This is a genomic window from Bacillus cereus group sp. BfR-BA-01379 (genome assembly GCF_022663605.1).
Taxonomy (GTDB): Bacteria; Bacillota; Bacilli; order Bacillales; family Bacillaceae_G; genus Bacillus_A; species Bacillus_A mobilis.
Genome location: NZ_JAKUFT010000008.1, coordinates 53117 through 80069, shown reverse-complemented (window position 1 = coordinate 80069; position 26953 = coordinate 53117). Strand labels below are relative to the sequence as shown.

Below are 26953 nucleotides of genomic sequence, written 5' to 3'. Positions count from 1 at the left end.
TTAAACACTTGTAGCTGCTAAACTTTGCATACAAGAAATAAACTCCTTAACAAATGCATCAATTTCTTCTTTAGTAATTATATATGGAGGAAGTAAACGAATGATATTCCCTTGTGTAACGTCAACTAACATCCCTTTCTCCATTAACTCTACTTGTAAATTCTTTACGTTTTCATTTGTATCATTCAAACTAATTCCAAACATCATGCCAGCATGACGTACTTCCCCAATATAATACGAATTTTCTTTCTGAATTTCTTGCAATTTATCATGTAAATATAGTGACGTTTCATACGCTTCTTGCATTAAACCATCGTCAATCAATGTGTTTAATACTGTTAGCCCTAAAGCCGTTCCCATTGATGAATGAGCAAATGTTGTGCCGTGATCTCCTGGTGCAAATACATCACATAACTTTTCACCTACAATGATTCCTCCAAGCGGTATCCCGCCTCCTGCTCCTTTACCAATTTGAATAATATCTGGTGTAATATTAAAATTTTGATAAGCAAATAGTTTACCAGTTCTCCCCATACCACTTTGTACTTCATCAACGATAAGTAATACATTATATTTCTCACATAAGTTTTGAACACCATGTAAATATTCACCTGATAAAGGATAAATACCCCCGCTTCCTAAAACCGGCTCTAGCATAATCGCAATTGGATTTTCTTTAACAATTGTTTCTTCTAATTGCTCTATATTCTCTCGCGCTACTTCATATACAGAAATCGATGTTTTCGGGAAATTTTGATATACATTTTCTTGTCTCGTAAAATGAAGTGCTCCTAACGTACGCCCGTGGAAACTATTCTTCAGCACTACAATTCCTTCACGTTCTTCACCCGTATTAGCTCTATATTTATCAATTAATTTTAATGTCGTTTCTGTCGCTTCCGTACCAGAGTTTGTAAAAAAGACTTTTCCGTTTTTTAAAGAGCAATCGACTAATTTCTTTGCATATTCAATAGCAACTGGGTTTAAAAAATGAAATGGTAGATGCAACGATTTCGTAACTTGTTCCATTGTCGTTTGCACGATTTTCGGGTGATTATATCCTAATACATTCACTCCGACACCAGAAAATAAGTCTACATACTCTTTACCATCCACATCATAAAGCTTACATCCTTCTCCTCTTTCTATCGCAACCTTCGTACGACAGTAAGTAGGCATCATATATTCTTTATCTAATTGAAACCAATCCGACATTTTAAATTCCTCCTAGTTATTTTCCCTGTTTATTTATGTTCATTTTCTATAAAGTCATGTATAAATTCATTTTTAAGATTGAAATTTTAATAGTAATTTTCTTCCCGATATTCATTTTTCCATAATTTCTTCTATTCCAACAGGTCCACTACATACTCGTTTTTTTCATCTAGCGGTCTGTAGCTATTTTGAACTTTGCGTGTCATTCATAATCAACGCTATAAAATCATATTTAGTAACAATGGACAAAAAAGATTTGGAGGCTATTTCGATGGATGAAAACAACGATAAACAGGAGAAACCTTTACTAGGGAAAGACTTTAATGAAAGTGGAGAACGTAATGAACAAGCTACACTTCACTCTCAAACAGTTGGTTCACGTGGACCTGTTCTAAAGCAAGATAGTGTACTTCACGAGACGTTACAAGAATTTATTCACGAAAAAATTTTAGAAAGACCTGTTCACGCAAAAGGATTTGGTGCGTTCGGTTATTTTCAAACAATTTATCCCATGTCTGAACATACGACACTAAGCTTTCTACAAAGTTCTAATGAGAAAGTTCCTGTTATGGTGCGATTTTCATTAGCTGTTAGTACGAAAGGAACACCTGACACTTCAAGAAATGTACGCGGTTTTGCTACAAAATTTTATACAAAGGAAGGCATTTTCGATCTTTTATGTAACCACATCCCTGTCTTTTCTGTTCGTGATCCAATGCGTTTCCCAGAAACAATTCAAGCGTTATTACCTTCACCTAAAAATAACTTACTAGACCCGAATAGATTTTGGAGCTTTGTCGCTAGAGCACCTGAATCCATTCATTTCGTTGTCCATTTATACTCTGATGTTGGTACGGCCAAAAGTCTTCGACGTATCCCAGGACATAGTGTAAATACATATGTTTGGAGAAATGCAGAAGGTAACCGCAAGTATGTAAAGTATCATTGGTACCCATTTGAAGGTGTACAAATGATTACTAATGAGGAAGCGAATAAACTAGCTGCTGAAAACCCTGATTATAGCGGGAAAGATTTATATGATGCAATTGCAAATGGTAAGCCAGTAGAATACGGTTTATATGTCCAGCTCATGGATCCGAAAGATGAAGAACATCTTTCTTATGACCCTTTAGATGATACAAAAATATGGGATGAAAAGTCGTACCCTCTTATACCAGTAGGCAAAATGGTATTAAATAAAAATCCTGAAAATTATATGGAGCAAGTAGAAAAAGTCGCCTTCTCCCCTTCTAATTTACTAGACGGTGCAGAACTATCAGATGATAAAATGTTGCAAGGACGCGCTAACATTTATAGTGATTCTCAAAGAAGAAGAATTGGATCTGAATTCCGCAAATTACCGATTAACCAACAGCAAAATTGGACACCTGCTAATCAAATTACGAGCGGTGACGGAAGATACGTTGAAGGTAAACTTGAAAGAACTTCTATTACGAAACAGGATGACTTTACGCAGCCTGGCGAATTTTATGCGAAGTTAAAACCGATTGAAAAAGAACATCTTGCTGAAAATTTAGCTGGTGATTTGAAAGTTATCTCCGAAGATATTAGAAAGGTCGTTTTAGGGTATTTTCATAAAGTGTCAGCTGATTTGGTGAAGAGGATTGAAAGTGCGATGCAAAAGCTTTAAGTATATAAAAAAACGTCATTTTAAAAATAAAAAATGACGTTTTTTTATGGCAAAATCACTAGGAATTTCTACCACTTCATTTACAATTATCAACAAATTTTCCTCACTTAAAATTCCGTTATTTCATTTTAGATTATGGTACTCATTTCTCTTTTTCATATAATCTTTTTCACATTGCAACGGCTTGAATTTCACTTTTTCCCTTTCTTCTTTTTCGTTTCTATAACGATCCATTCCCCTTTTTCAACATCTAGGTTTAAGTGTTTCATTACATTGATATTATCTTTTTCTTTATAAAGTAAAAATGCTTCTTGCAATGCCACAAATAAACTAGGCTGCTCTCTAAATCCACCACTATCATAAATTTTAGTTAGCGAATTATAATAAGAATCATTTTCTCTTCCGCCATACATTAAATGTGCAGCATCCAGGTCTCTTTGGCTCACTTCCCAAAAACTGTGTTCATCAATATTTAAATCAAACGTAGATTGAATGTCCCTCATAATGTTTTTCACATACTTCTCATCTCGAATTTCCCTTTTTTCAAGACAATCAGAAGATAGCTCTGGTGCATCTGTTTGAGAATGTACAACTTGTTGAATAGATACACATAATATAAATACACTTAAAATATACAATATTTTTTTCATACTTACGTTTCACCTCAAGTAATTTAGATACTATATTATTTGAGGCTCACAATATTCTTATGCTAACAATGTGAAAGGCCCTATAAATTGGACTTTTATAGGGCCTTTCATATTAACATTGCTTTATCAAATTCACCGGTGAGTCCAGTACCCTACTATTTTTCACATCATATAGCCCTATAGGTGTTACCCGTATAAAAGGCAAGTGCGTCGCAGAAAAGAACAAAATGGTAAATGCCGGATCGTCATACGCGTAACCACGCTCTTGTAGTAATTTCACCATCTGTTTCTCTTCCTGTATTAATTCATTCATTTTCAAATTAGACATAATCCCGAGCAATGGTAATGCGATTTCGTGTAATACTTCATTCTTTTCAGCTATTACTATTCCCCCGCCAAGCTCTTTTACTCTATGAAAAGCTATAAGCATATCTTCTTTATTTTTTCCAATAAGAATGATATCTCCGGTACCAGAATACGAGCTAGCAAGACCTCCTAATTCTTTAGCAAAGCCTTTGACAACTGTATTCACTCGCCACGTACCGTCACGAGCAATCATCATAAGAAAACACTCATCATGATCTAGAGAAAGTTCATCACGGTTTAAATCAATTTCAGTCGTGTATGGTTTAGTTATAACGTTATTTAATAATTGTATACCCACTTTTTGAGAAAAAATCATATCCTCTTTTTCTATAGACCAGTTTAATAATAATGGTGTTACTTTGAATTGACTCCATTCTATTCGTACTGATTCATTATTGTTTATTCCGTCACGCTTCACCCATTTTCCTTTTGCAATTACACTTATTGGAACCGGGTTTTCTTTACTTTCCAAAATATTTATATTAGCAATTCTACCTGTCGCAATTGAACCGTGTAGATGCTCCATATTATAATAACGAGCGATATTATAGCTTGCCATATGATAAGCATCTATTATTGGCACTCCTTGTTTTATCGCGGTTGATATCATTACGTTTGTCATTCCATTTTCATAAAATGAAGGATGTGAGCCGTCTGTAGTAAGAATGAATCTATCAAACTGTTTTACTCCTAGTTCCAACAATTCTTTCAGTAACACTTCTAAATCTGGGCGGATTGAAGAATTTCTTAAGGAAACCGTGTAACCTTGCATAAGACGAGCAAAAGCTTCCTGTCCTGTCATCGCTTCATGATCACAATCTGTACCTAACAGTTTTAACTTCGCTAAAGTCGTTTCAGATGCTCCTGGAAAATGCCCTTCTACTTTTTTATGTAATCGTTTCGTTTCCTGCACCCAATGTAACATTTCATCATCGCCATGTAATAACTTTGGCCACGCTGTTAGCTCGCCGCCTTGAAGAACTGCTTTATGCATTAGCCACTCTGTTATTTCTTCACGATTAAATAAAGATTCCCCGTTTTGCAATTCGGTCTGTCCATCAAAACGACACCACCAATACATACTTGCTGGGATTTTTTCAAAATCATCTAATAAACGAAATGATTCTTCACGTTGTAATGTGAAAAATAAAGTTAAATTATCATTAATAAAAGTCGTCGTCCCAAATTGCATCGCATAATTTGCTAACGTCTCTGGGTTATATAATTGATACGGATGTGCATGCGGTTCTATGTAACTAGGAACTACATACTTTCCATCACAATCAATGACTTCACATTCTTGTAGTTGCGCTGGTAGTTTTTCTCCTACATAGACAATACGGTCATCATAGATCCAAATATTTGCTTGCCCCCACTCGCGCATGTAGGAATTTAAATACGTTGCATTCTTAAATAAAATGTGCGGACTTCTTTTACCATCTATTACTTCAACATGTTCTCTTAATTGCTTGTTACTCCATCTAAACTGATTTTCTCCCAATGAATTTCACTCCACATCTATTTACTTTTATTTATTAAAATAAAAACAATTAACAAACTAAAGTATTCTCCATTCATAATTCCCCTGTATAACCCCTGTCCCCTTCATTATATGGAATGATTGTAAAAATAACAATTTTCAAAATTCAGTACATACCTCTTTGATTCTCAATAAAAAAGGATGCTATATAATCGACATCCTTTTTTATACTAAACTATATGATTGAATTACACTTGATGTCATACTATGAATGCTATTACTGTCCTTGAAAACAGGATCCCATTCTTTTCATTTATTTCTTAAATTCAATTTGCATCATTTTATTAAACTGCGTAAGAATATCAGCCGGACCTAAAGAGTTCACATTGACAGCAAATGTATGCTTGCCTCCAATTACTCCACCAGCAAAAGTCATAAACCCAGGAATTGATCCTCCGTGACCCCATACTGAGACACCATTTGGAAGTTTAGTCTCATAGATTCCAAGACCATATCCATCACCAACCCCTTTTCCTTCTACAGGAACTGTAGTAAGCATTTCTTTTCGCTCGCGTTCCTTCAATAACTTACCACCAAGTAAGGATGAAAAGAACTTATTTAAATCGTCCGCATTAGAAATCATATCTCCAGCTGCATTAGCTAAACTCGGATTATAATACGTCATATCTTTCAATTCACTTTTTTCATCAATTTTCATATATCCACTTGCATGATTCTTACCTGGAATAACGGGTGAATTCCCTGGTAAAAACGTATTTGATAGATCCAAAGGTTCAATAATGCGCTTTTCGATTTCTTCTGCGTAACTATTACCCGTTATTTTTTCAATAAGCATTCCTAGTATTACGTATCCTGTGTTTGAATACGACCAACCTTTACCTGGCGAAAAATCTGGAGGTAGAGCAAGTCCTATCTTTACTATTTCTTCTGCTGTATACGTTTTTTTCGAATTCATAATATCAGCGTCTTTTGACTTTAAATAATTAGCTATACCACTCGTATGATTCAAAAGTTGACGTATCGTAATTTGATTGCCATCATAACCATTTCCTTGAATGAGGCCGGGCAGCCACTTTTCAATCGAATCGTCAAGCTGCACACGATTTTCTCCTACTAATTGAAGAACAGTCGTAGCAGTAAAAGTCTTCGTCACACTTCCAATCCGAAAACGATAATCCGATTTCATTGGTTTCTTACTATTTAAATCCGCCAAACCAGCATTATAACTACTAATTTTCCCGTTATTATACGTCTTAGCTAATACCCCTGGCGCTCCAATTTGGATTGTTTCCTGCATGACTTGTTTCCAACCATTCCGATTCTTTTGATCATGTGCTTCTGATGAATTAGAAATATTTTGAATAGACTCTGCTTTCACAGTAAAACCGGGTGTGAATAAAGTAGTACCCGCTAATAAAACTGCCAAACTCGCTAACTTAATGGAATAACATTTTTTCATAAGGCTTTCTCTCCTCTATTCATATCGTATTGATTCAAGCTATACTTTCATCCTAAATGATAAAACTCTCTTTTTTCTTATCCATTCCTTACGAAATACTTACTTTCAAAATTAGACGCCTAGATGAGAAAAAGTAATGTATGAAAATAAAAAAAGAACGTGTTTTCAATTTATGAAAACTCGTTCTTTTACATATTTAAAACCCTATATCAACTTTTTAGTTCATTTACTTTTACCATCCTGTACTAGCGTTCATGCCATTCCCGATAATAGTAAGTATTAATGGCCACAGCACTGGTGCTAACGTAAGAAATAGATTAAGCAGTATAAGTATTCTATATCTCCCAGGAATATTATAATTTTTACGATTAACAAATAATACAAAAACTAATAATATTATGGTCGTTACAAATAAAAGTAACACTAACAACCAATACCAAACCATTAAACTGAGACTCCATGGCTGTAATAGCTCGTGTACAATACCAAAGGTGATTCCCAATACTGCAAAACTAAAGGTAGTAACTGTTGCTTTGATAAACAATTTACTCCATTTTTTATCGTATGTATACTTACAATATAAATCTATTAACGTGTATAAAGATAAAAAGGCCATGAATACACCTACCCAAGACAATAACCAGTCTCCACCTCCTCTAACTAACATAAGCAGAAACCAACACATCCCTGCTGCAGAAAAAACAAAGGAAAGGAGTATGTTTTTCAATACCGGTTTCATTCTATTTTCACACCCTTACAAAAATTTAATTATAAATTATATTTTTTTATTTACATGATACCCGTAATTGATTTATCTCTTTTTCATTCTATATTGATGAAGTGAAGATAACCTCAAAAAAAATTCAACGAGCAATACTCTACTAAGGCTACCTTTTCCATTGGTAGAGATATAAAAAAGTAAGTATACATTACCATGTAATTAAATATAAGTAAATGAAATCAATTTACAGTTAATTTCATTTACTTATATTAATGTCACGCTTTCCCGTCTCGCTCTATCCATCGTACAGTCCTCTCTACATCTAACTCCGTATAAGTCTTTTCTCCATATCGGACAGACTCATATATCGGAATAATATCTCGCGTTCTACAAATTCTGCTTAACCATTGTTGCATCGTTTCATAGGACCTTCGCTGTTCGTGAAAAGGTAAAGTTCTTTCCCATTCAACTAACGTTTTCCTTATCGTATCTTTAGGTATCGGCTGTTCAAACTGATGCATCACTTTCTTGTTCTTTTCGGTTTTACCCGTATTTTCTTTTGTTATCGAATGTTTATCCTGTTCTATTTCTGAATTCGTTACCTTTTTCCTCTTTAATTTATAAAAAGCATATAGAATCACCACTGCAATAATTACATAAAAAACGACACTAATCCATGCATTTGAAAGAACAGAAAACACATCAGTCCATGAATTTTTTCGTACAAAAAGTGGAATTTCCCTATCTATTTTTGTTCTTGTATCTACAACTCCTGTTTCTTCATCTATAATTCTTTCAGGTTCATCAAACTGTGCGTCTACAGTAGTAAAATCATAATTTCTTTCCGATATTGTCTCCGTCTTACTAGAAAAAAGCCCTTTTACTATGTCTTGCACATGCACAACACCTTGTGATAACGTTATCGCACTAACCGTAAAGAAAAGTATCATGAAAACTCTAATACTCCAAATCTTCACCTTCATATGTCGCTCTTTATTAGCCATGACATAACCCCCTTCTTATTCTTTAATTACAACCCATTTATTCGTTCTGCTGTTTTTCCTTGGGGAAGTACCAAGAATTAAAGGCACTGCATCCAATTCTTTTCGACGAAAGCCTGCTGTGTAAAAATAAGTAGAAGATACAGGGGTATCTTGGTCCGATATTGAGGCGAGTACTTTTAATACATTTTGCAAATGTTTCCGGTTATGACCGTTCTTTATATGCAACAATCCATTATCTTTTACGCTATTGATCCAAACTTCAAATGAACAGTTTTGAATAAGCAGCTGTTTACATATGCCTGCTGTTAATTCAATGAGTTCCTCTGTATCATTTCTCAAAGAAATACCGCTTTTATTTTGCAAGTTGAGATATATCGCATATTTATCTGATTGTGTTCGCTCGTACTTTTTCGCGGTTATCGTCCCTGTTTTCGCTGTTGCACTCCAGTGTATAGAACGAAAATCTTCATTTTCATACGACTTCACTCCCATTACTTTCGTTTCATCATATAAGGGTGATGACATCGCTTTTCGAAACCCTCGTGACCATTCTTGTAATTCAGGAACTTGCATTTTCGGAACAGCTGGTAAAACTAAATAGGACGGCGTTTCAACCTGTTTATATGTTATATGGTTCGTTATGAATCCAAAAGGATCAGTAATGACAATTTCAACTTCTTCCCATTTCGCAATTCCTCTTTTTACAGCTACAGCTTGTAAATCAAATGAAACTGACTCTCTTCCTTTTAAATGTACATTCATATAATAATTTGAACCTGTATTCGTATTTTTGTTTATTTCATCATGATTCCAAGTTAGCTTATTTTCACATTTAAATCGAAATACGATATTGAAAATAGGGAATAACGACTTGTTTGAAATTTTTATTTTGCACACATTCGCTTCACCTATAAAAACAGTTGAATTCCCTTGACTGTATTCCCATTCAACACGAGATACTTTACGTATGTATACATGCATCGCACCTATTAAAATTACATACAAAAATACGAGAGATAAAAACAGTAGATTACTTGAAAATACACATAAAATAACGGCTACAACTGACATAACTCCCATTACGAAAGGCTCCGCTAAAGATGTATACACAAGCTGTTGATTCATCGTACATTCTCCACTGGCACATTAATCATGTGAAGAATTTCTTTCATGATTTGTTCTTTCGTCGTTTTCATCTCCCCCTCAATCGTTAACGTTAAACGATGAGCGCAAACAGATGCTGCGAGTGTCTTAATATCATCTGGCGTACAATAATCTCTTTCATTTAATATTGCCCTTGCTTGAATCGCTCTCATAAATGCCAATGTCCCCCGCGGGCTTACTCCAATTTCAATTAACTCATGTTTACGCGTTGCCTCAATAATTTCAAGTAAATAATCTTGCACATCATTCCCTACTAACACTTCTTTTGCACGTTTTTGCACTGTAATAATTTCTTCAGTTGAAATAATTGAATGTAACGTTGCTAACGGATCATTCATTTGGAAACGATTCATCATCTCCTTTTCTGCTTCTCTCGTAGGATAGCCTTGGCGTATAGTAAGTAAAAATCGATCTAACTGAGCATCAGGTAAAGGAAATGTACCGGCCGATTCAAGAGGATTTTGCGTTGCAATAACTAAAAAAGGTTCTGGTAATGAATGTGTCTGTTTCGCAATTGTCACAGTACGTTCTTCCATCACTTCGAGTAACGAAGATTGTGTTCTCGGTACAGCACGATTAATTTCATCCACTACTACTATATTTGCAAAAATAGGACCTAACCTCGTTTTAAATTCCGATTCCTTCACATTAAAATATTCGAGACCTATAACATCGCCCGGCAAAGTATCCGCTGTGAATTGAATTCTTTGAAATTTAGCGTCTACACTTTTAGCCAAACTTTTTGCTAATGTTGTTTTTCCCGTCCCAGGTACATCCTCTAATAAAATATGTCCCCTTGCTATAAGAGCTATAGCTGCAAGTTCAATCGCTTCATCTTTTCCTATAATAACCTTCGAAATATTGTTCGTAATTTTCTTTAATGTACTCATATATGTATCTCCTAACTTTATTTATTCTGAAAATTAAGAATTATTTATTTCCAAATTATAACACCTCGTGGTAGAAGTAAATATATTCTTATAAAAATAAAAAAAGATGACCCAGCAACACGCTAAAGTCATCTTTTTCACCAAATTATTTTACTAACTCTCCATTATAAGCTTTTATATCTAGAGGAGCAGTTAAAAACTGTTTTACTTTACTAACGAAAGATGTGAAGTGTTCACTCGTATTATGACTTGCAACTGCCTCTGCATCTTTCCATACTTCCACCATTGTATATACATTTTCTTTTTCCGTATCTTTATAAAGATCATAAGATACATTTCCACTTTCTTCTCTTGAACTATGAATGAGCGGACGAATTTCTTCTAAAAATGATTGTTGTTTTGCTGGATCTACTTGAAATATTGCGTGAATAATAATCATGGTGTTTCTCCTCTCATATCTCACTTATTTCTGTATTTATAAAGTGAAACTTTAATCAGTGGGGGTTTTCTTCATCCCCCACTGATTATTAGTTGAACCAATCGGACTTTTATGGGCAGTTGATCCCCCACCTAACTTCTTTGCTTTCGCTAAATTTTGAGGTGGGGGTCTTACTGCCCATTAAAGCGGGATAAAATTACTTCCACTCAGCCACTTTTTCAACTGGAAGACGTACTGATTGGTAACCACTGTCAGCAGCTTTTCCGATTGAAATTAACATAACTGGTACGTAACGTTCTTTATCTAAACCGAATGCTTCTGCGATTTGGTCTTTTTCAAATCCGCCAATTGGACAAGTGTCATAACCGTGCGCACGAGCTGCTAGCATAAATTGCATTGCTACAAGACCACCGTCAATTAGTACTGTGTCTTTCATTACTTCTGGTGTAACCATTGAGAAGTAACCTGAAAGTTTTTTCATTTGATCTTCTTTTACTTCTGCTGGCATTAAACCGCGCTCTACTGCTGTACCGTAAATTTCTTCTGCGTTATCAAAGTTGTTTAAATCGCCAAATAAAGCGATCATCGCTGAAGATGTTTCTACTTGAGATTGATTGAATTTCGCAAGTGGCGCTAGTGTTGCTTTCGCTTCGTCACTTTCAATCACTAAAAATCTCCATGGTTGCATGTTTACAGATGATGGTGCAAGTGTTGCCTCTGTAAGAATTTCTGTCATTTCTTCTTTACTAATTTTCACTGAAGGATCGTACTTACGAATTGAACGGCGTCCTGTTAAAATTTCGTTAAAATCATTTGTTTTTACTGAGTTAGTCATAGTTGAATTCTCCCTTTTTTATAGTTCTTTTATATTTTCTTGAATGTGATTTAACATAGTTAAAAGATTATCGCGCTGTTCTTCACTTAACCCTTTAAATGCTGAAGCTGCAAAACGTTCTTTTTCCTCTTGAAACGCCTGAATTTTATTTCGTCCCTCCTCAGTTAGAGAAACCAATGTAATTCTATTATCATCTGGATTTTTACGTCTTGTAATCATTTCATTTGCCTCAAGCTGCTTTAAATGCCTCGTTATCGCAGCATTATCAATATTCACTTCTTGTTGAAGTGCTTTTTGACTAATTTCACCTACTTCATATAACTGAAGTATAAGCTCTAATCGAGACTGGCTCATACCCGTACAACCTTCAAACTTCGAACTTACTTCTTTATTTAGAAAGTGTAATTTATATAAAATAATCGCTTCTTTTGAGCATGAACTTGTCAAACTACCCCTCCTTTACATACAAAACAAAAATGTTTGATGTATCAATAGTTGATATGTCAATTAATATAATCTATATCGATTTAGAATGCAAGCATTTTGTTTTCATTTATATTTTTCCAAATTAAGGCGCTTTGTCGCGTTACAAATAATGTTAATTGCACTATAATAGTACTAATTCAAATGACTGGAGAGTGATTGTAATGCGGCAATACACAAATAGAAATGAGGAATTAAAAATGGGAAATGAAATGAGGATATTCACATATGACAACAATAAATATAGGGATTGTCGCGCACGTAGACGCTGGCAAGACGAGTTTGACTGAGCGTATTCTTTATGAAACGAATGTGATTAAAGAAATTGGCCGAGTAGATAGTGGTAATACGCAAACTGACTCAATGGAATTAGAAAGACAACGCGGAATTACGATTAAAGCATCTGTCGTCTCTTTCTGTATCAATAACTTAAAAGTAAATGTCATTGATACACCTGGACACGCTGATTTTATCGCTGAAGTGGAGCGATCATTTCGTGTTCTAGACGGTGCAATTTTAGTTATTTCTGCCGCTGAAGGTGTGCAAGCGCAAACAAAAATTTTAATGCGAACATTACAGAAACTAAACATACCGACTATTTTATTCGTTAATAAAATTGATCGTAGTGGCGCAAATACTGAAAAAGTTATGAAGCAAATAAAAGAGATTCTTTCAAATGAAGCATTCCCTTTCTACTCTGTAGAAAACGAAGGAACGAAAGAAGCACGAATTATTGCATACAAATCATATGACGATTATATGGAACTGTTAGCACCATATAATGAATCGTTACTTGAGTCATATGTAAATAATGAAATCGTACCAGACACACGATTAAGAAAGGAACTCATTAAACAAATAGCGCAAGCAAATGTGTTCCCTATCTTTTTCGGTTCAGCTATGACAGGTATGGGAGTAACTGAACTGCTCGAAAATATTTCAACCTTATTTCCAGCTAATAAGCCTGCTGAAAATGAAACATTATCCGGTGTTGTGTTTAAAATTGAACGTGAACCTTCTGGGGAAAAGATTGCATTTGTAAGGATTTTTTCAGGTCGTTTACACGTTAGAAAATATGTTGATATACAGCGTGATGACGCTCTGGCGCATAAAGAAAAGATTAAGAAAATATGCATGTTTCATAACGGAAATGCTGTTCAAGCTTCAATCGTTTCTAGCGGAGAATTCTGCAAAGTGTGGGGACTGAGTGATATTAAAATTGGTGATATTATCGGTGAACGAACGGATTATATAAAAGACATTCACTTTGCCGAACCACAAATGGAAGCTGCTATTGAAGCATTACCAAACGAACGTATTCATGATCTATACGCTGCACTTATGGAGCTATGTGAAGAAGATCCGCTCATTAAAGTGTGGAAAGACGATATTCATAATGAACTATATATTCGTCTTTTTGGTGAAGTACAAAAAGAAGTAATTGAAACAACTCTTTTGGAGAAATACAATTTGCAAGTTACTTTCTCAAATACGCGTGTCGTTTGTATTGAGAAGCCCATTGGCATAGGGAATAGCGTTGAAGTAATGGGCGAAAAAGCGAATCCATTTTACGCAACAATCGGCTTTAAAATCGAACGTGGTGAACTGAATTCTGGCATAACATATAAGTTAGGTGTTGAACTGGGATCACTTCCATTAGCATTTCATAAAGCAATTGAAGATACTGTATTTCAAACGTTAAAACAAGGTTTATACGGATGGGAAGTTACGGACATTATCGTCACGTTAACCCATACAGGTTATGCTAGCCCGGTTACAACAGCAAGTGACTTTAGAAACTTAACACCACTCGTTTTAATGGCTGCTTTAAAGCAAGCTGAAACATGTGTATATGAACCAGTAAACAAGTTTGAATTGAATGTACCGGAGCACGCAATTAGTACCGCAATGTATAAATTAGCTGCTATTCCAGCAACTTTTAGCGAGCCTAGATTATACAATGATTCTTACCAGTTAACAGGCTCATTACCTGTTGCGAAAACAGAGCATTTTAAGCGAATGCTTCATTCCTTTACAGAAGGAGAAGGTATTTTTACAACGAAGCCATTTGGTTATAATAAACTGAAGGCTCCCTTCCCTACTCGAAAACGTGTTGATTATAATCCGCTGAATCGTAAGGATTATTTGCTTCATGTGTTGAGGGCTTATTAAATAAAAAAGAGGTGCAAATTGCACCTCTTTTTTCATGTATTGATAGGTTAGTTTGTCCTAACAACTTCTTTAAGCTTTTCTATTATTTTTGCTATTACTTCGATTGAATTCTCGGTTTCAAATTCTCCTACGTTCACAGAATGGTTAGCATTTTTAATAACCTCTATCTTAAATTTAGATTTCTCTAATTGCACCATTTGATTTGCATTATATTGATGATCTTTGTCTCCAATTACTAATAACCCTTTATGATGACTATGTAGGATTGAATCAAAAATAGAATCAAAAATTAGTAAAGGTGTAAGTAGTATCATTTTTGACTGTAAAAACTCTTCTCTCTTCATTAAATCATTTGCAATTGGAATTGTTCCGAGTGACTTCCCTAAAAACATCGTATGATTGTATTGCTCACCTTTTAATACTTCCTTCATTACAGGATTAATGTCATCCATCATTACTTTCGTTATTTCTTCCATTGATTTATTCATTACCTGTTCGTCATAAGAATAATGAATATGTACTACATCTATTTTATTTTCGAGCATAAGCATCGTCGCATAATAAAATAACGGTTTATCATAATTATATCCTGAACCTGAGAACATAAAGCAAACCGTACTGGAACCTTTTTCGATATGTGTATATGGAATTACTTTGCTGTCTACATGAATCTCTTTTTTAGTCCCCTTCATCCTTTTCCCCTCCGCATACATTTACTTTTGTAAAACGATATGTTTTACGATTTCTATTATAATAAATAGTGGTTCATTATAAGTACTAAATTATTACTGTTTTTTCAAATGACATATCAGCGATATTTTATGTCTATTTTGTATACGTGTTAGCAAGTTCGTTTGCAAACTTGTTAGCACTTTTTTTATATCTCTTCTATTACATAAACCTTCACAAAAACATCATACTTAGCTGCTAACTCTTCCCGTTTCTTTTCCCTGTATTTGATTACTGTAAAGAAATGAATCACTGGCATTTTCCCGTTATGCTTCTGTTTATAAATTTGCGTAAGTTCTTCATATTTTTTTTACTTCTCTTCATCCATCGCTTCCACAAAGATGTTTTCAACCATTTCACCTTTAAGCTCTCGGATGTACGATGCTACACGTTCTCTTCTCAGTAACCTGCTACTCGTAACATGCGCGCTACTCTTGGCATAACCGGCTTTCAATGCCGCTTGTGTACCGTTAAAATACTTCACGTAATACAAACAAAAGAGCCGTTCTTGTTCCGTCAGCTCTTCATCATCTAGCATCTTTTTCAACTTGGCTTTTGTCTTGGGATTTTTTACATTGGTAACGCTCCTTTTCGCAATAATAACGTTACCTTTTAATTGTTCGTCCCATTTATCTTGTGATTTCCACTTTCTAATTTGAGATGGCTTTAAGTTTAATTCCTTTGCAATCTCAACAAGTGGCTTCTCACCATTACTTGCTTTGTATATTTCGAATGCTTTATCACGGTCTGGACTACGCTGTCTCGCCATCTACATTTCACCTGCCACCTCGCGTTCGAGCTTCTTTCGTGTAAAAGAAAAAGCACCTAAATGTGTGCTTTTTACCGAATCATCTTTTTCTATATCTTTTTCTTCCGCTTCTTTTTACTTCCTTCATTTCTTCTTGCTTAACTAGTTTTTCAAGGTATAAACGTAATAGTTTATAACCACTTTCTTTTCGCTGTTTTTCTTGTTCTTTCTGTTCTTGCTCTTTCTGCTCTCTTCTCTTTTCCTGCTCTTCCTGTTCTTTCTGTTCTTGCTCTTTCTGCTCTCTTCTCTTTTCCTGCTCTTTCTGTTCTTGCTCTTTCTGCTCTCTTCTCTCTTCCTGTTCTTTCTCTTCAATACATATGTCAACCAGTTTACTAAAGAAAATAATCTTACTATGCTTTTTTTTCCCAGGTCTCAATACGAAAAGAATAAAAGTTATGATTGTAAAAATCCAGAAACCCGTTACGGTAAATCCACTAATCTGCATAGAATCAGCGGATCCATTAATCATCTTTGCATTAACGAAAAATCCAGTGGCAAGAACAGAAAATAAAACCGTAACAGCTGGTAGAATCATTGAATCCATTTTAAGTGGATCATGGTACTCAGATAAACTTTCTATTCTTGCTTTCACATACTTTAATTCATTCTTTTCTAACTCCATTAATTTATCCTTATTAGATAGACTATCAGTATCATTAGACAACTCCTTGGTATGTACATAACTATCTACGATAAATTCAACAAATGTCTTATCTTTTTTATAAAGCAGATTTTTTTTAAAATCCTTTTGGTCCTGTTGTGTAATTATAAACACTAGCATTCACCCTCTATTTAGACATTTAAAATTAATCAAAAGTAATACTATCTTTTTATCTAAATTTTAAAGTAATATTCGAAAAATGAATAGCAAAATCTTCATTACTACACTACTCTTGTATCCAAAGTTAATGAGAAGTAACCTTTTTTATAAATTCCTTTATGTCACTTACTATGGATGTCGGCAAAGACCCACTCACAGGTAAACAAAAACAAATCACTAAAGGTGGTTTTAAAACAAAGAAAGTTACCCAGAAAGGAGATCCCAATTCTTTATATTGTAAATGTTCATCTTGTAAAAGTTTACAACCCTATAACTGAATTTGTTCATCTATAGTAAAATGTATCCATCGCTGATATGTCCAACTATGTAATTTTCATAGTAGCAACATTACAACTAGACTTATATATAAATAAAAAAAGCACTCATAATGAGCGCTTTTTTATAAATTATAACCTATCCATTTTTGTCCTAAAGATGTATTAATTAAATACCAAGCTTGTTTTACTGTAACGTTTTGATTAGCAACATAACCTACTGGTTGAGAGCCTGGATCATTGCGTATAGCCACTTTTCCTGATACATATAAACGTCCAGCACCTGCATCAAAATCACGCCATAGTGAGACTTCCCCTTGATTGAATCCCATCCATTTCTCCCCTAAAGATGTATTAACAATAAACCATGGTTGCTTTATTGTTACATATTGATTAGCTACATATCCTACTACTGTTGGATCACTTGGACTATTGAATAGTGGCTTTTTACCATAAATATAGTTTTGTAGTACTCCGACATAAGTTACAATTCTTGCATCAGAATTCCCCGCTGCCATAGCTGGTGTAGAACCAATAGCTGTAAATACTAATGCTAGTGCGAAAAATACTGCTAATAACTTTTTCATCTTTCTTCCTCCCCTTAAATCGCTTTATAATTCCATTAATTATATTACTGAATTTTCTATATATTGTAAAGGTAAAATTAGTATTATCTGACAATCATACCCTATAACTGAATTGGTTCATATATGGTAAAATGTATCCATCGCTGATATGTCCAACTATGTAATTTTCATAGCAGCAAAATTACAACTAGACTTATACAACATGATTCAAAAATAACTGAAGGAATGTTTTAAGTGAAAGGACATATTCGAAAAGAGGAAATAAATATTGTATCGTTATTGATATCGGTCCTGATCCAGAGACAGGAAAAAGAAGACAAAAGTGGTTTTCTGGTTATAAAACAAAAAAAGAAGCTGAAAATGATATAGCGAAGAAGATAACGGAGTTGAATGAAGGTACGTTTGTAGAGCCATCTAAGGTTACTTTAAAAGACTATTTGATTCAGTGGTTAGAAATGAAAAAGATGAGTGTAGAAAAGAGTAGCCTATCTACATATCAGTCTAGTATAGGCATGATTCCACTTCATAAATTAAATGTTATGCACATACAAAAATGCTATCAATCTGGAGTGAATAGTGGCATTGCAAACAACACTATACTCTTTCAACATCGGGTCCTAAGTGCAGCTTTAAATCTAGCTGTAAAACAAAATATTATTTTTAGAAATCCGGCTACTTTAGCTGTGATACGTAAAACAGAAAAAAGCTCCATCCAGACTTGGATAGAGAAAGAAGTAAAACAGTTTTTATTACACTCACAAGAATCACGATATCATATTGGATATCTTCTTGCAATAACTACAGGCATGCGTTTGGGTCATTCGGATATCTCTTTAACTTTAAGAATCTATTCTCATGTTTTACCAAATATGCAAGAAGATGCGGTGAAAGCATTCGCAAAAAACATATTTTGATGCTAATGTTTGAAAAATGTTTGAAGACCCTTTTAAAAGCACTTGAAAACATTGATTTAAAGGGGTTTGTAGGCTCACTTTTGTAAAACGATATGTTCTGTATGAACTATTACATCCTTTATTTTCTCTTTTATAAATGCTGGCTGTAAGTTATATGTGTCTAACTTTTCTACCGGCACCCACTTAAAGAAATATGTTCTACCTTCTTCTTCCAAAATATATTGCTGTGCCCCATTTGCAGGTAATTGTTTCAGCTCTATTTCATAATAAAAACTAATTTCATGAAATTTCCGTTCAGAAAGTGTAAAGAAATTTTCTACCGACCATATTAATCTCTTTATCTCAATAGGAACCGCTAACTCTTCCGCAAGTTCTCGTTTTAACGCGTCTTCACTATTTTCTAGCATTTTCACTCTTCCGCCTGGTACATACCAAAAATCTTCACCGTCACCTTGCAGAATGAGTATTTTATTATCCTGTTTACAAATTGCTCCGACGCGGTAATTAAAACATGTTTCCTCAACTTTGAATGTAAGATCCATACCGATTGCCCCCCTATATTTAATTTAAAAATTGCTATATAAATGTATGTGCTGTACAAATAAGATTACTAAATTTTTCTATTTCATTCAACGAGTTTTGAACTTTCCAATAATTACGCTTATCTTTTATCATTACAGGGATATTTATATGTTACAATACACACTAGAAAAACATTATGGGGGTACGAATGGAAACGTTATTAATCCAGCAAACTGAGAAATCAAATAAGTTTTGGAAAATCGTTGTGAAAGAAAAGGATTATGTTGTGTTTTACGGAAAAATTGACACAGCTGGTAGTGTAAAAGCGAAAGAGTTTGAAACAGAAGAAGAATGTATGAAAGAAGCTAACAAACTAATTACTTCCAAGCGTAAAAAGGGATATATCGACCCATGCCCTGGGGAAGATTACATAAAAGAAAAAACGATAACAGAAGAAGAATTTTGGGAACTTCTTGATCGCGCAAAAATGAAAGGTGAAGACCAAGAAGAACAAATAGAATGGCTTACTTCTCATCTCGCTAAACGTACAGTACACGAAATTGTAGCTTTTGATACGCATATGCATCGTATATTAAAAGATTCCTATACGTCTCGTTTATGGGCAGCAGCATATATTATTATGGGTGGCTGTTCGGATGATTGTTTTGATTACTTCCGCGGTTGGTTACTATATCAAGGAAAAGAAACGTACGAAGCATGTATTGAAGATCCAGAACGGTTAATTTCTGTATTAGAAAATTTGAGTGAGGATGACGTTCCTGAAATCGAAGAACTCACGCTATATTTCGGACAAGAAGTATATGTGGAGAAGACTGGTGACGAAGATGATACATACTTTACGCTATATCACGTCTTGTCCAATGAAAAGTTCGACGATATCGATATTGAGTTAGACTGGGATGATGATGACGAAGAAGGATTAAAAAAGATGTTTCCTAAGCTATGGGAAATGTACGGAGAAGAACCAATTGAGTGGTAGGTTAATTATACGTAAAAAAGTGCCTTGTTTCTTTAGTAACAAGGCACTTTTTCTTGATACTATGTTTAAATTGTTATCTTCCCACTTTCCCACCACTTCATAAACGTTTCTAACGAAGGAGCAACCCAAGTTCTACTATCATTTTCATGATTCCATACATATATATCATCTCTTTGCACGATTCCGTTCAAAATGGAATAACCAAACAAATCACCATTTCCGCCATCAGCAATAAATAATAAACAGTCAAATGGCATATATAAGTCCTTGAAATCAACTATATTTCTCATATTCATATTTTCAGTTTTAATTTTTGAAGTAGACCATATAAAGTCTCCGTATTCACCTTCTACACCGTTTGTTTCCTGTAATAATTGATATAACTCATTCGGTAACTCCACATGTAAACAGTTTTGTATATCAGTTAGTTCATCCGTCATAGCTGTTTTTTTCAAACTTAAGTTTGGTGAGATACTGTGAATGCTGTTTTTCCACATCACCTTTTCTCCTCCTTATGTGCCATCAAGTATATTCAAAGGACTCATTTAAATTTATTGATACCACTTTTCTAACAACTCTTTCTCCCTCTCTCCTGAAATACCTGCTTTTAATTCCCATTCATCCACACTCTTCATCCACTCATACACATCTGTAACTGTATGTTCTAACCTTCTAAAAGTAAGTCCTTCTTTTATAGCGCTATCAATACTAATAGAAAAACCACCTTTCCACGGCTTCGTTTCACCTTCTAATGAAAAAGTTTCTGGAAGCCATAAAGGCATCTCTGTCCAAGGCTGCACATTATGTTCACTCATAAACGACTCGTCTACCCAAACGAATGCAGCATCACTATTCGTAACATTTTTACACGTACTTAATAGCTCTTCCATTGTCAATTCATAGTTCGGACCTGTTACATTGTATATACCTGCTTTATTGTTTTCTGTCATATTTAGTCCCCAGTTTGCGATGTCTTTTATATCAACTATCTGCACTGGACGGTCTTTTCTTCCTGGAACTAATATTTCCCCTCCCTTTGCTACACGACCAATCCAGTATGGAAGCCGATCTGTATAATCAAACATTCCTGAAAGAAGTCCTGCTCTTACGTGTAAAACGCGCCCCGGCCAATACTTCTCTGCTTCTTTTTCACACAATACTTTCAGCGCACCGTAATACTTATAAGGAGAAACTTCACCATTCTCCACAGCCTTTATTTGATCACCCGTAGGTTCAGGTTGTAATATATAATCTTCTTTTATATAATGCGGAATCCAATCTTTATAAACGGAAAGACTTGAAATGAATATATAATGCTTTATATTATCCCGTAACACTTCTCCAACATTTCTAATGTGATGTGGAGAAAATCCACACGTGTCGACTACCGCGTCCCATTTTTGATTTATTAAACTTGAAACATCATCATTTCTGTCACCGATTAACTGCTCTACTTCAGGAAAAATTTCTTTATTTGTTCCGCGATTAAATAATGTAACTTCATGCCCTCTTTTTAAAGCCTCTTCTACAAAAGCTCTTCCTAAAAATCGTGTACCACCTAGAATTAGAATCTTCATGGTTATCCCCCATTCGTGATTGGAAATCCTTTCTTTTGTTAAACGATTTTTTACTGTGAAAAGTTACGGGGTTAGTCTAACTTTTTCTACAAGTTCAACATATGTAATTTCCATTTCATATATAATTAAAATATCGGATATTTGATTAATCACTTATACATGTAAGTAGGTGAACAATATGAATAGAAACATAGTTTATCATTCAACATTATGTATGTATTGCCTCACATCACTTGTATATATCATCTTACTGAACATAGAAAATGGTCGTAATTATTTAGGGTTTACGATGGTTATTCCACTTTTAGCTGCTATTTTATATCAGAAATTATATAAGAAACAAAAAATAGTTCATACATTTGGAATTTCACGGCCAAAAATAATAATACTAATTTTCTCTATACTATTGCCACTCCTTCTAGGACTATGTCTCCATTTTTATTTTTATATTTATAATATAAAGTTCTTATTTCATCATTGGAATGAATTAGGAATTCTCTTGCTCATTGGTCTTACAATTGCTGCTTTGTCTGCATTTTTAGAAGAAATCATATGGCGTGGAAATTTCCATTACCATTTACGAAAAAAATATTCATTAAAACAAACAGCAATCATTACTGCATCGCTTTGGTCTTTATGGCATTTACCAGTATCAATCTTTTATAAAAATTATGAGTTTCAGCTTGTAGGAATATTAAGCTTTCTCTCATTATTATTTATATTATCTATAATTTTGACATATACGAGAGAGTATAGCCGTTCTGTGATAACACCCGCAATTTTACATGGTATGTGTAATGTATTTTATTTAACAGATGGAGTAGAAACAAAATGGGATATTAGCCTAATGGAATTAATTAAATTTATCTTGCTAGTAATTGTGTTTGGCATGATGTACCTTATACATCGAAAAGTTAAAATATAGTTAAAAGTACCTAAACAAATTATAAAGTACTTCAACACCTTGCAATTATTCAATAATCGTATAGGTGTTGAAGTTTTCTAATCTTAGTTGAACGACTTTGTTCTCACAACGCTAATTTCAATCATGGTGAATATAAGAAGTATAACTAATCCTTTTATTTTCATAAAAATACACATCTTAATCTTTTAAATAAGGAAGTATGCAGTCTTTAATTAACTTCCATCTATCTCCCACATTCGCCATAATTTCAGAAGCGATCACCACCACCAATTCCTTCTCCGGAATACAGCAAATCACATTCCCACCATCGCCCATTGCACAGTATGAAAAGATTCCATCCTCTTCTCGTAACCACCATAAGTAACCATATTGATTTTGGTTCATTGTTGTCGATTCTTTTATCCATGATTTTGATAGTATTTGTTTTCCATTATGAATACCTTTATTCAAATACAACTGTCCAAACTTAGCCATATCTCTAGCTGTTAACGTGAGTCCCCAGCCGCCTGTCGAAATACCATTTGGATCTTGAACCCATCCCTTTACATCTTTTCCGAATAAGTCATCGAATCCAAATGCTTTCATATTGTAGTTTGGAATTTCTCTCATGCCGAGTGGTCGAAATAAGTACTCATTTGCAAAGTCACGGGCACTTTTTGCTGTTGCGCTCGTTATGATTGCTGATAATAGATGAGCTCCTGCAGATGAATATTTAAAAGCTCCAATTTCTCCACCTATTCCAATTCTATTTAACGTATACTCAATCCAATCCTGTTGTGTACATAATTCTTCTAACGGTTCCTGCCAGTCTACGAAAGGATGTGGAGCTGTCATCGTAAGAAGATGCCCTACTGTTATTTCAGATGAATGAACGTTATATTCCGGGAAAAATTCTATTACTTTTTGATCAACACTTTTTATATACCCTTTATCTACACATAGTCCAATTAACGCAGAAACAATCGTTTTTGTGACTGACGCTATATGAAATGCATCATTCGGACTGTGACCGTTATAATAGTTTTCAAAAATAACATTACCTTTTTGTACTACTAACATCCCATTAATATTTTTGTATTCTTCTTTTATAATTAGATCTAACTTTTCAGCAGTTTTCATTATTCATTCCCCTTTAACCCATGATTAAAAAGGTTCGATAGGTACATATATATCAACTTTATGTTTATTTTCCGGGTGCTGCCTTGGGTCATTTTTATACATTTCAAAAGGATACGAATCTCTCGGTTTATATCCGCTGTTTGGAAACCACTCACCGTATAAGAAATCCCATGCCCCTTTGTATTCATCTTGGAATATTTCAAAATGACCTACCGCATACTTTCCAGAAGGTATTACCATTATTCCAATGTCGCTTGTTTCTACTACGGACCCATCCGGAATTGTTATACATAAACTAGTTCTTAAATGATTGTCCTCAGTAAATTCATGATGATCGTGGTAAATGGTTAATACTTTCGTATCCTCAAATACATGATAGTTTGCCTCAGCTGCGTAATGAAATAATTTCTCTATCATTTTTGGAAAAGCTATCGTTAACTCTTCATATGTACCGATATGCCTTATGTATGCGACGTGTATATCGTCCGATGATACAATTTCAACATTTCCTCGAACCTTCTTACACTCATTGTATTGAGAAGTTCCGCTTTCGTCTTTGCAATTCTTGCTATTGTCGTTTCGATATTGAGATGGACTTATTCCGTAATGACTTTTAAATGCGCGGGAGAAAACTGCTGAATCTGTAAAGCCAAAATGGTAAGCGATATCCGTAATCGTCATATCTGTGCGATATGTAAGTAGATGTGTTGCTCTTTCTAACTTTAATCGGTTTACATATCGTGATAATGGCTCGTCTACTATCCCCTTAAAAATACGATGAAAATGAAACTTTGAGAATCCTGCTACATCTGCTAACTCTTCAATTGAAAGTGGATTATCAATGTTTGATTCTATATAATCTTGCACTTTATAAATGCGTCGTAAGTATTCATCTTTACTTTGAGAACTCTCCATATACTTTCCTCCTCACAAACAAAAAGAACCATCCTAGAATACTTTTAGGACGGCTTTCTATTAATAATAGAATCTTCCATATTTTATTGTTAAATCGATGTAATTTCACTATTTTTTTATAGCCTTACGCAAATTAATTATATTATTTGGATTTAGCTCCCATTGTCTCATAAGTTCTAATTGTCTCATTTTTAAATCTCCAAATGGTTCTTCCACCATTTCGATTTTATTAAATTTCCCTTCGAAAACTGAAGCATTTTTTATTTTTTTATATCCACCAAAGCCTAAGTCATCATTTAGCAACCAAACTACTCTCTGTATTTTTGCAAATAAAATACCACCTGTACACATTGGGCATGGTTCCAACGTGCTATAAATAGTAAACTTCTCATTTTTTATTTTTGCATTAAACATCGCTTGGCCTGCATTGCGAATAGCATCTATCTCTGCGTGAGCAGTTATGTCTTTTTGTGGATGTACTCTATTTCTTCCTCTTGCAATGACATTATTATTTCCATCAACAATAACTGCTCCTACTGGATATGTGTTTTCATTTAATGCCTTTTCAGCTTCTTCCAATGCCATTTCTAAAAAATATCTATCTCTTTCAAAATTCATATAGATCCCCTTTTTGATAAAATGATTTTACGGAAATTCCGTTCGACACCTCTACTGGCTTCTATCAAATTAACAAAATAATAAAGGATGGCGTTTTAAGATAAAACTTAATTTGCCCACCCTACTTTTACACATTTTTCAAAAACAAAACTCTACTACCGCCGTTCCCATCATAATTTGTATGTACCGATACACCCTCTATCTCATCATCCCCGGCATCAATTCGAAAACCGATTTCTTGATGAAACTGTATCGACTTTTTATTAATCGGTGACGTAATTGCTTTTACAACTTTACGGTTATTTGCACGAGCGATATCAAAGAAATAAGAATACAATGTCGATGCGATTCCTCTTCTTCTATACTTCAGATTTACACCGATAAAATGAACATACGCTTCATCTTTATATGTTTGTGAAAAGAATCCGCATAAGAAACCTAACGTTTCGCCATCTTCTTCAAGAATAAAACTCGTTTCTTGAAAATGAACGAAGAACAGCTTTGGTAACATAGCAGCCATATCTCTCCCGTCCCACCAATCATTTAAAACAGAATGAATCTTTACATAATCTTCCCCTTGGATGTTTCTTACTTGCATATGTTTCGCCCTCTCACTCACTTCATTTTTTCATAAATTTTAATGACTGTTTCTACTAAAAGGATGAATACCCAAATCCCGCAAAATACAAGAACAGACTGGAATATAGAACCTAACATAACAATACTTATTAGACCTAATTCTGGGCCTGAAATGGACATTTCATCAAATCCTATACTATGTATAAATGGACCGGTTGAAAAAGCCATAAAAATAGATGCTATTAAATAAATCACACTCATTATTTTTAATATTTTTATAGAAAGATACGAAGTTTGTTCTTGCTCCACTTGTGATAATTCGATTTCCCCGCTCTCAATTCCTTTTTGCAAACAGTCCTCACATAAAAATTCTTCCTTAATTTTTTTACCACCGTGCAGCGTACCTGTTATTTCTTTACATCTTGAACATTTTCGATTTATCATGTTGTTACCACTCCAATCTATTAAGATTATACTTATTACCACTCTACTTTTACCTTAATATCCCTTTTATTTATTTTATAGAGAAAGGTCGTGTTTTATGATTTCAAAACTCACGTTTGGCTCGAAAAAACGTACCGTTCATTATGTATTAAGACCTAGTTGTTATGCGATTATTTTCCATTCATCTTCTTCAATGATTGCTGTTATCCAAAAAGGTGACCGTTACTTTTTACCTGGTGGTGGTATGGAAGGTGATGAAACAAAAGATGCATGTTTGCACCGTGAACTACTAGAAGAATTAGGATGGGTAGTTGAAATTAATCAATATATCGGTAATGCGGCACGATATTTTTATGCAGAGAAAGAGGATACATATTATTTAAACGATGGGTTCTTTTATATTGCGAACATGGTGCAGAAAAAAACTGAAAACTGTGAGGATGATCATGTTTTACGATGGATGTCTCCATTACTTGCTGTAGAGCTTCTCATTCATGATTATCAAAAATGGGCGGTTGAACAAGCTCTTTTATTACGAAATAAAAAAGGATCTCCTTCTATATGAAAGAGA

26 protein-coding genes and 5 pseudogenes are annotated in these 26953 nt (G+C 34.3%); 7 read left to right on the top strand and 24 right to left on the bottom strand.

Annotation, left to right across the window (positions count from 1 at the left end):
* Entirely contained in the window at nt 1–1215 is a 1215-nt protein-coding gene (locus MR113_RS05195; RefSeq protein WP_242251875.1) for an aspartate aminotransferase family protein, read from the bottom strand.
* A gap of 271 nt (nt 1216–1486) precedes the next feature.
* Between MR113_RS05195 and MR113_RS05190 the strand changes: the two genes are divergently transcribed.
* Nucleotides 1487–2866 (top strand): catalase, encoded by a 1380-nt coding sequence (locus MR113_RS05190; protein WP_242251864.1) that lies wholly within the window; start codon nt 1487–1489, stop codon nt 2864–2866.
* 123 nt (nt 2867–2989) lie between these two features.
* Here MR113_RS05190 and MR113_RS05185 read toward each other — a convergent pair.
* The 10 genes and pseudogenes from MR113_RS05185 to MR113_RS05140 form a co-directional block, all read right to left on the bottom strand.
* A pseudogene (locus MR113_RS05185) lies at nt 2990–3516 on the bottom strand (hypothetical protein).
* Nucleotides 3517–3628: 112 nt separating this feature from the next.
* Complete coding sequence (locus MR113_RS05180) at nt 3629–5383, bottom strand: adenine deaminase C-terminal domain-containing protein (protein WP_242251862.1); 1755 nt, start codon at nt 5381–5383, stop codon at nt 3629–3631.
* A gap of 292 nt (nt 5384–5675) precedes the next feature.
* Nucleotides 5676–6842 (bottom strand): serine hydrolase domain-containing protein, encoded by a 1167-nt coding sequence (locus MR113_RS05175; RefSeq protein WP_242251850.1) that lies wholly within the window; start codon nt 6840–6842, stop codon nt 5676–5678.
* 232 nt (nt 6843–7074) lie between these two features.
* Nucleotides 7075–7581, bottom strand: coding sequence for a DUF3902 family protein (locus tag MR113_RS05170; protein ID WP_242251848.1), 507 nt, complete (start codon nt 7579–7581; stop codon nt 7075–7077).
* A gap of 257 nt (nt 7582–7838) precedes the next feature.
* Complete coding sequence (locus tag MR113_RS05165; RefSeq protein WP_242251847.1) at nt 7839–8567, bottom strand: signal peptidase II; 729 nt, start codon at nt 8565–8567, stop codon at nt 7839–7841.
* Nucleotides 8568–8582: 15 nt separating this feature from the next.
* Entirely contained in the window at nt 8583–9692 is a 1110-nt protein-coding gene (locus MR113_RS05160) for a DUF58 domain-containing protein (protein WP_242251836.1), read from the bottom strand.
* Nucleotides 9689–10621: an AAA family ATPase gene (locus MR113_RS05155; protein ID WP_242251826.1), complete on the bottom strand. Its 933-nt coding sequence runs from the start codon at nt 10619–10621 to the stop codon at nt 9689–9691. The genes MR113_RS05160 and MR113_RS05155 overlap by 4 nt, the downstream gene beginning before the upstream one ends.
* 145 nt (nt 10622–10766) lie before the next feature.
* The gene (locus MR113_RS05150) at nt 10767–11060 is read right to left on the bottom strand and encodes a putative quinol monooxygenase (RefSeq protein WP_000583826.1); all 294 of its coding nucleotides are present in this window, start codon (nt 11058–11060) and stop codon (nt 10767–10769) included.
* Between the two features lie 196 nt (nt 11061–11256).
* Nucleotides 11257–11895, bottom strand: coding sequence for a nitroreductase family protein (locus MR113_RS05145; protein ID WP_242251823.1), 639 nt, complete (start codon nt 11893–11895; stop codon nt 11257–11259).
* 18 nt (nt 11896–11913) lie between these two features.
* Entirely contained in the window at nt 11914–12342 is a 429-nt protein-coding gene (locus MR113_RS05140) for a MarR family winged helix-turn-helix transcriptional regulator (protein WP_000204169.1), read from the bottom strand.
* A gap of 264 nt (nt 12343–12606) precedes the next feature.
* On the opposite strand from MR113_RS05140, the gene MR113_RS05135 reads away from it, so the two are divergent.
* Nucleotides 12607–14550 (top strand): elongation factor G, encoded by a 1944-nt coding sequence (locus MR113_RS05135; RefSeq protein WP_242251821.1) that lies wholly within the window; start codon nt 12607–12609, stop codon nt 14548–14550.
* 47 nt (nt 14551–14597) lie between these two features.
* Here the strand turns inward: MR113_RS05135 and MR113_RS05130 are convergent, their stop codons facing one another.
* The 4 genes and pseudogenes from MR113_RS05130 to MR113_RS05115 all read right to left on the bottom strand — a co-directional run bounded on the left by MR113_RS05130 (nt 14598) and on the right by MR113_RS05115 (nt 16862).
* Nucleotides 14598–15242, bottom strand: coding sequence for an alpha/beta hydrolase (locus MR113_RS05130; RefSeq protein ID WP_242251819.1), 645 nt, complete (start codon nt 15240–15242; stop codon nt 14598–14600).
* A 185-nt stretch (nt 15243–15427) separates the two neighbouring features.
* A pseudogene (locus MR113_RS28715) lies at nt 15428–15589 on the bottom strand (replication-relaxation family protein); the annotation flags it as partial.
* A gap of 12 nt (nt 15590–15601) precedes the next feature.
* Nucleotides 15602–16048, bottom strand: a pseudogene (locus tag MR113_RS05120) (terminase small subunit); the annotation flags it as partial.
* Nucleotides 16049–16127: 79 nt separating this feature from the next.
* A complete protein-coding gene (locus MR113_RS05115) occupies nt 16128–16862 on the bottom strand; it encodes a hypothetical protein (protein ID WP_313895075.1) in 735 nt (244 codons plus the stop codon).
* A 164-nt stretch (nt 16863–17026) separates the two neighbouring features.
* Here MR113_RS05115 and MR113_RS05110 point away from each other — a divergent pair.
* A pseudogene (locus tag MR113_RS05110) lies at nt 17027–17122 on the top strand (Arm DNA-binding domain-containing protein); the annotation flags it as partial.
* 185 nt (nt 17123–17307) lie between these two features.
* On the opposite strand, the gene MR113_RS05105 reads toward MR113_RS05110, so the two are convergent.
* Nucleotides 17308–17769 carry a hypothetical protein gene (locus MR113_RS05105; protein ID WP_242251813.1) on the bottom strand — a complete coding sequence of 154 codons (462 nt, stop codon included), beginning with the start codon at nt 17767–17769 and terminating at the stop codon, nt 17308–17310.
* A 234-nt stretch (nt 17770–18003) separates the two neighbouring features.
* On the opposite strand from MR113_RS05105, the pseudogene MR113_RS05100 reads away from it, so the two are divergent.
* Nucleotides 18004–18587: pseudogene (locus MR113_RS05100) on the top strand (Arm DNA-binding domain-containing protein); the annotation flags it as partial.
* Between the two features lie 170 nt (nt 18588–18757).
* Here MR113_RS05100 and MR113_RS05095 read toward each other — a convergent pair.
* Entirely contained in the window at nt 18758–19225 is a 468-nt protein-coding gene (locus tag MR113_RS05095; RefSeq protein WP_242251804.1) for an NUDIX hydrolase, read from the bottom strand.
* A 188-nt stretch (nt 19226–19413) separates the two neighbouring features.
* Between MR113_RS05095 and MR113_RS05090 the strand changes: the two genes are divergently transcribed.
* Complete coding sequence (locus tag MR113_RS05090; protein WP_242251803.1) at nt 19414–20205, top strand: DUF4240 domain-containing protein; 792 nt, start codon at nt 19414–19416, stop codon at nt 20203–20205.
* Nucleotides 20206–20270: 65 nt separating this feature from the next.
* On the opposite strand, the gene MR113_RS05085 is transcribed toward MR113_RS05090, so the two are convergent.
* Together MR113_RS05085 and MR113_RS05080 are read right to left on the bottom strand one after the other, a co-directional pair.
* A complete protein-coding gene (locus MR113_RS05085) occupies nt 20271–20702 on the bottom strand; it encodes an SMI1/KNR4 family protein (protein ID WP_242251931.1) in 432 nt (143 codons plus the stop codon).
* A gap of 54 nt (nt 20703–20756) precedes the next feature.
* The gene (locus tag MR113_RS05080; RefSeq protein WP_242251801.1) at nt 20757–21782 is read right to left on the bottom strand and encodes an SDR family oxidoreductase; all 1026 of its coding nucleotides are present in this window, start codon (nt 21780–21782) and stop codon (nt 20757–20759) included.
* A 289-nt stretch (nt 21783–22071) separates the two neighbouring features.
* Between MR113_RS05080 and MR113_RS05075 the strand changes: the two genes are divergently transcribed.
* The gene (locus tag MR113_RS05075) at nt 22072–22707 is read left to right on the top strand and encodes a CPBP family intramembrane glutamic endopeptidase (RefSeq protein WP_277929633.1); all 636 of its coding nucleotides are present in this window, start codon (nt 22072–22074) and stop codon (nt 22705–22707) included.
* Nucleotides 22708–22884: 177 nt separating this feature from the next.
* Here the strand turns inward: MR113_RS05075 and MR113_RS05070 are convergent, their stop codons facing one another.
* The 5 genes from MR113_RS05070 to MR113_RS05050 form a co-directional block, all read right to left on the bottom strand.
* Nucleotides 22885–23826 carry a serine hydrolase domain-containing protein gene (locus MR113_RS05070; RefSeq protein ID WP_242251797.1) on the bottom strand — a complete coding sequence of 314 codons (942 nt, stop codon included), beginning with the start codon at nt 23824–23826 and terminating at the stop codon, nt 22885–22887.
* Between the two features lie 24 nt (nt 23827–23850).
* Nucleotides 23851–24741, bottom strand: a complete 891-nt coding sequence (locus MR113_RS05065; RefSeq protein WP_242251795.1) for an AraC family transcriptional regulator — start codon at nt 24739–24741, stop codon at nt 23851–23853.
* Nucleotides 24742–24849: 108 nt separating this feature from the next.
* Nucleotides 24850–25359: a nucleoside deaminase gene (locus MR113_RS05060; protein WP_242251793.1), complete on the bottom strand. Its 510-nt coding sequence runs from the start codon at nt 25357–25359 to the stop codon at nt 24850–24852.
* Nucleotides 25360–25486: 127 nt separating this feature from the next.
* Complete coding sequence (locus MR113_RS05055) at nt 25487–25957, bottom strand: GNAT family N-acetyltransferase (protein WP_242251791.1); 471 nt, start codon at nt 25955–25957, stop codon at nt 25487–25489.
* 17 nt (nt 25958–25974) lie between these two features.
* The gene (locus MR113_RS05050; RefSeq protein WP_242251788.1) at nt 25975–26382 is read right to left on the bottom strand and encodes a DUF3980 domain-containing protein; all 408 of its coding nucleotides are present in this window, start codon (nt 26380–26382) and stop codon (nt 25975–25977) included.
* Nucleotides 26383–26479: 97 nt separating this feature from the next.
* Between MR113_RS05050 and MR113_RS05045 the strand changes: the two genes are divergently transcribed.
* Nucleotides 26480–26947 (top strand): NUDIX hydrolase, encoded by a 468-nt coding sequence (locus MR113_RS05045; RefSeq protein WP_242251786.1) that lies wholly within the window; start codon nt 26480–26482, stop codon nt 26945–26947.
* Nucleotides 26948–26953: the final 6 nt, after the last annotated feature.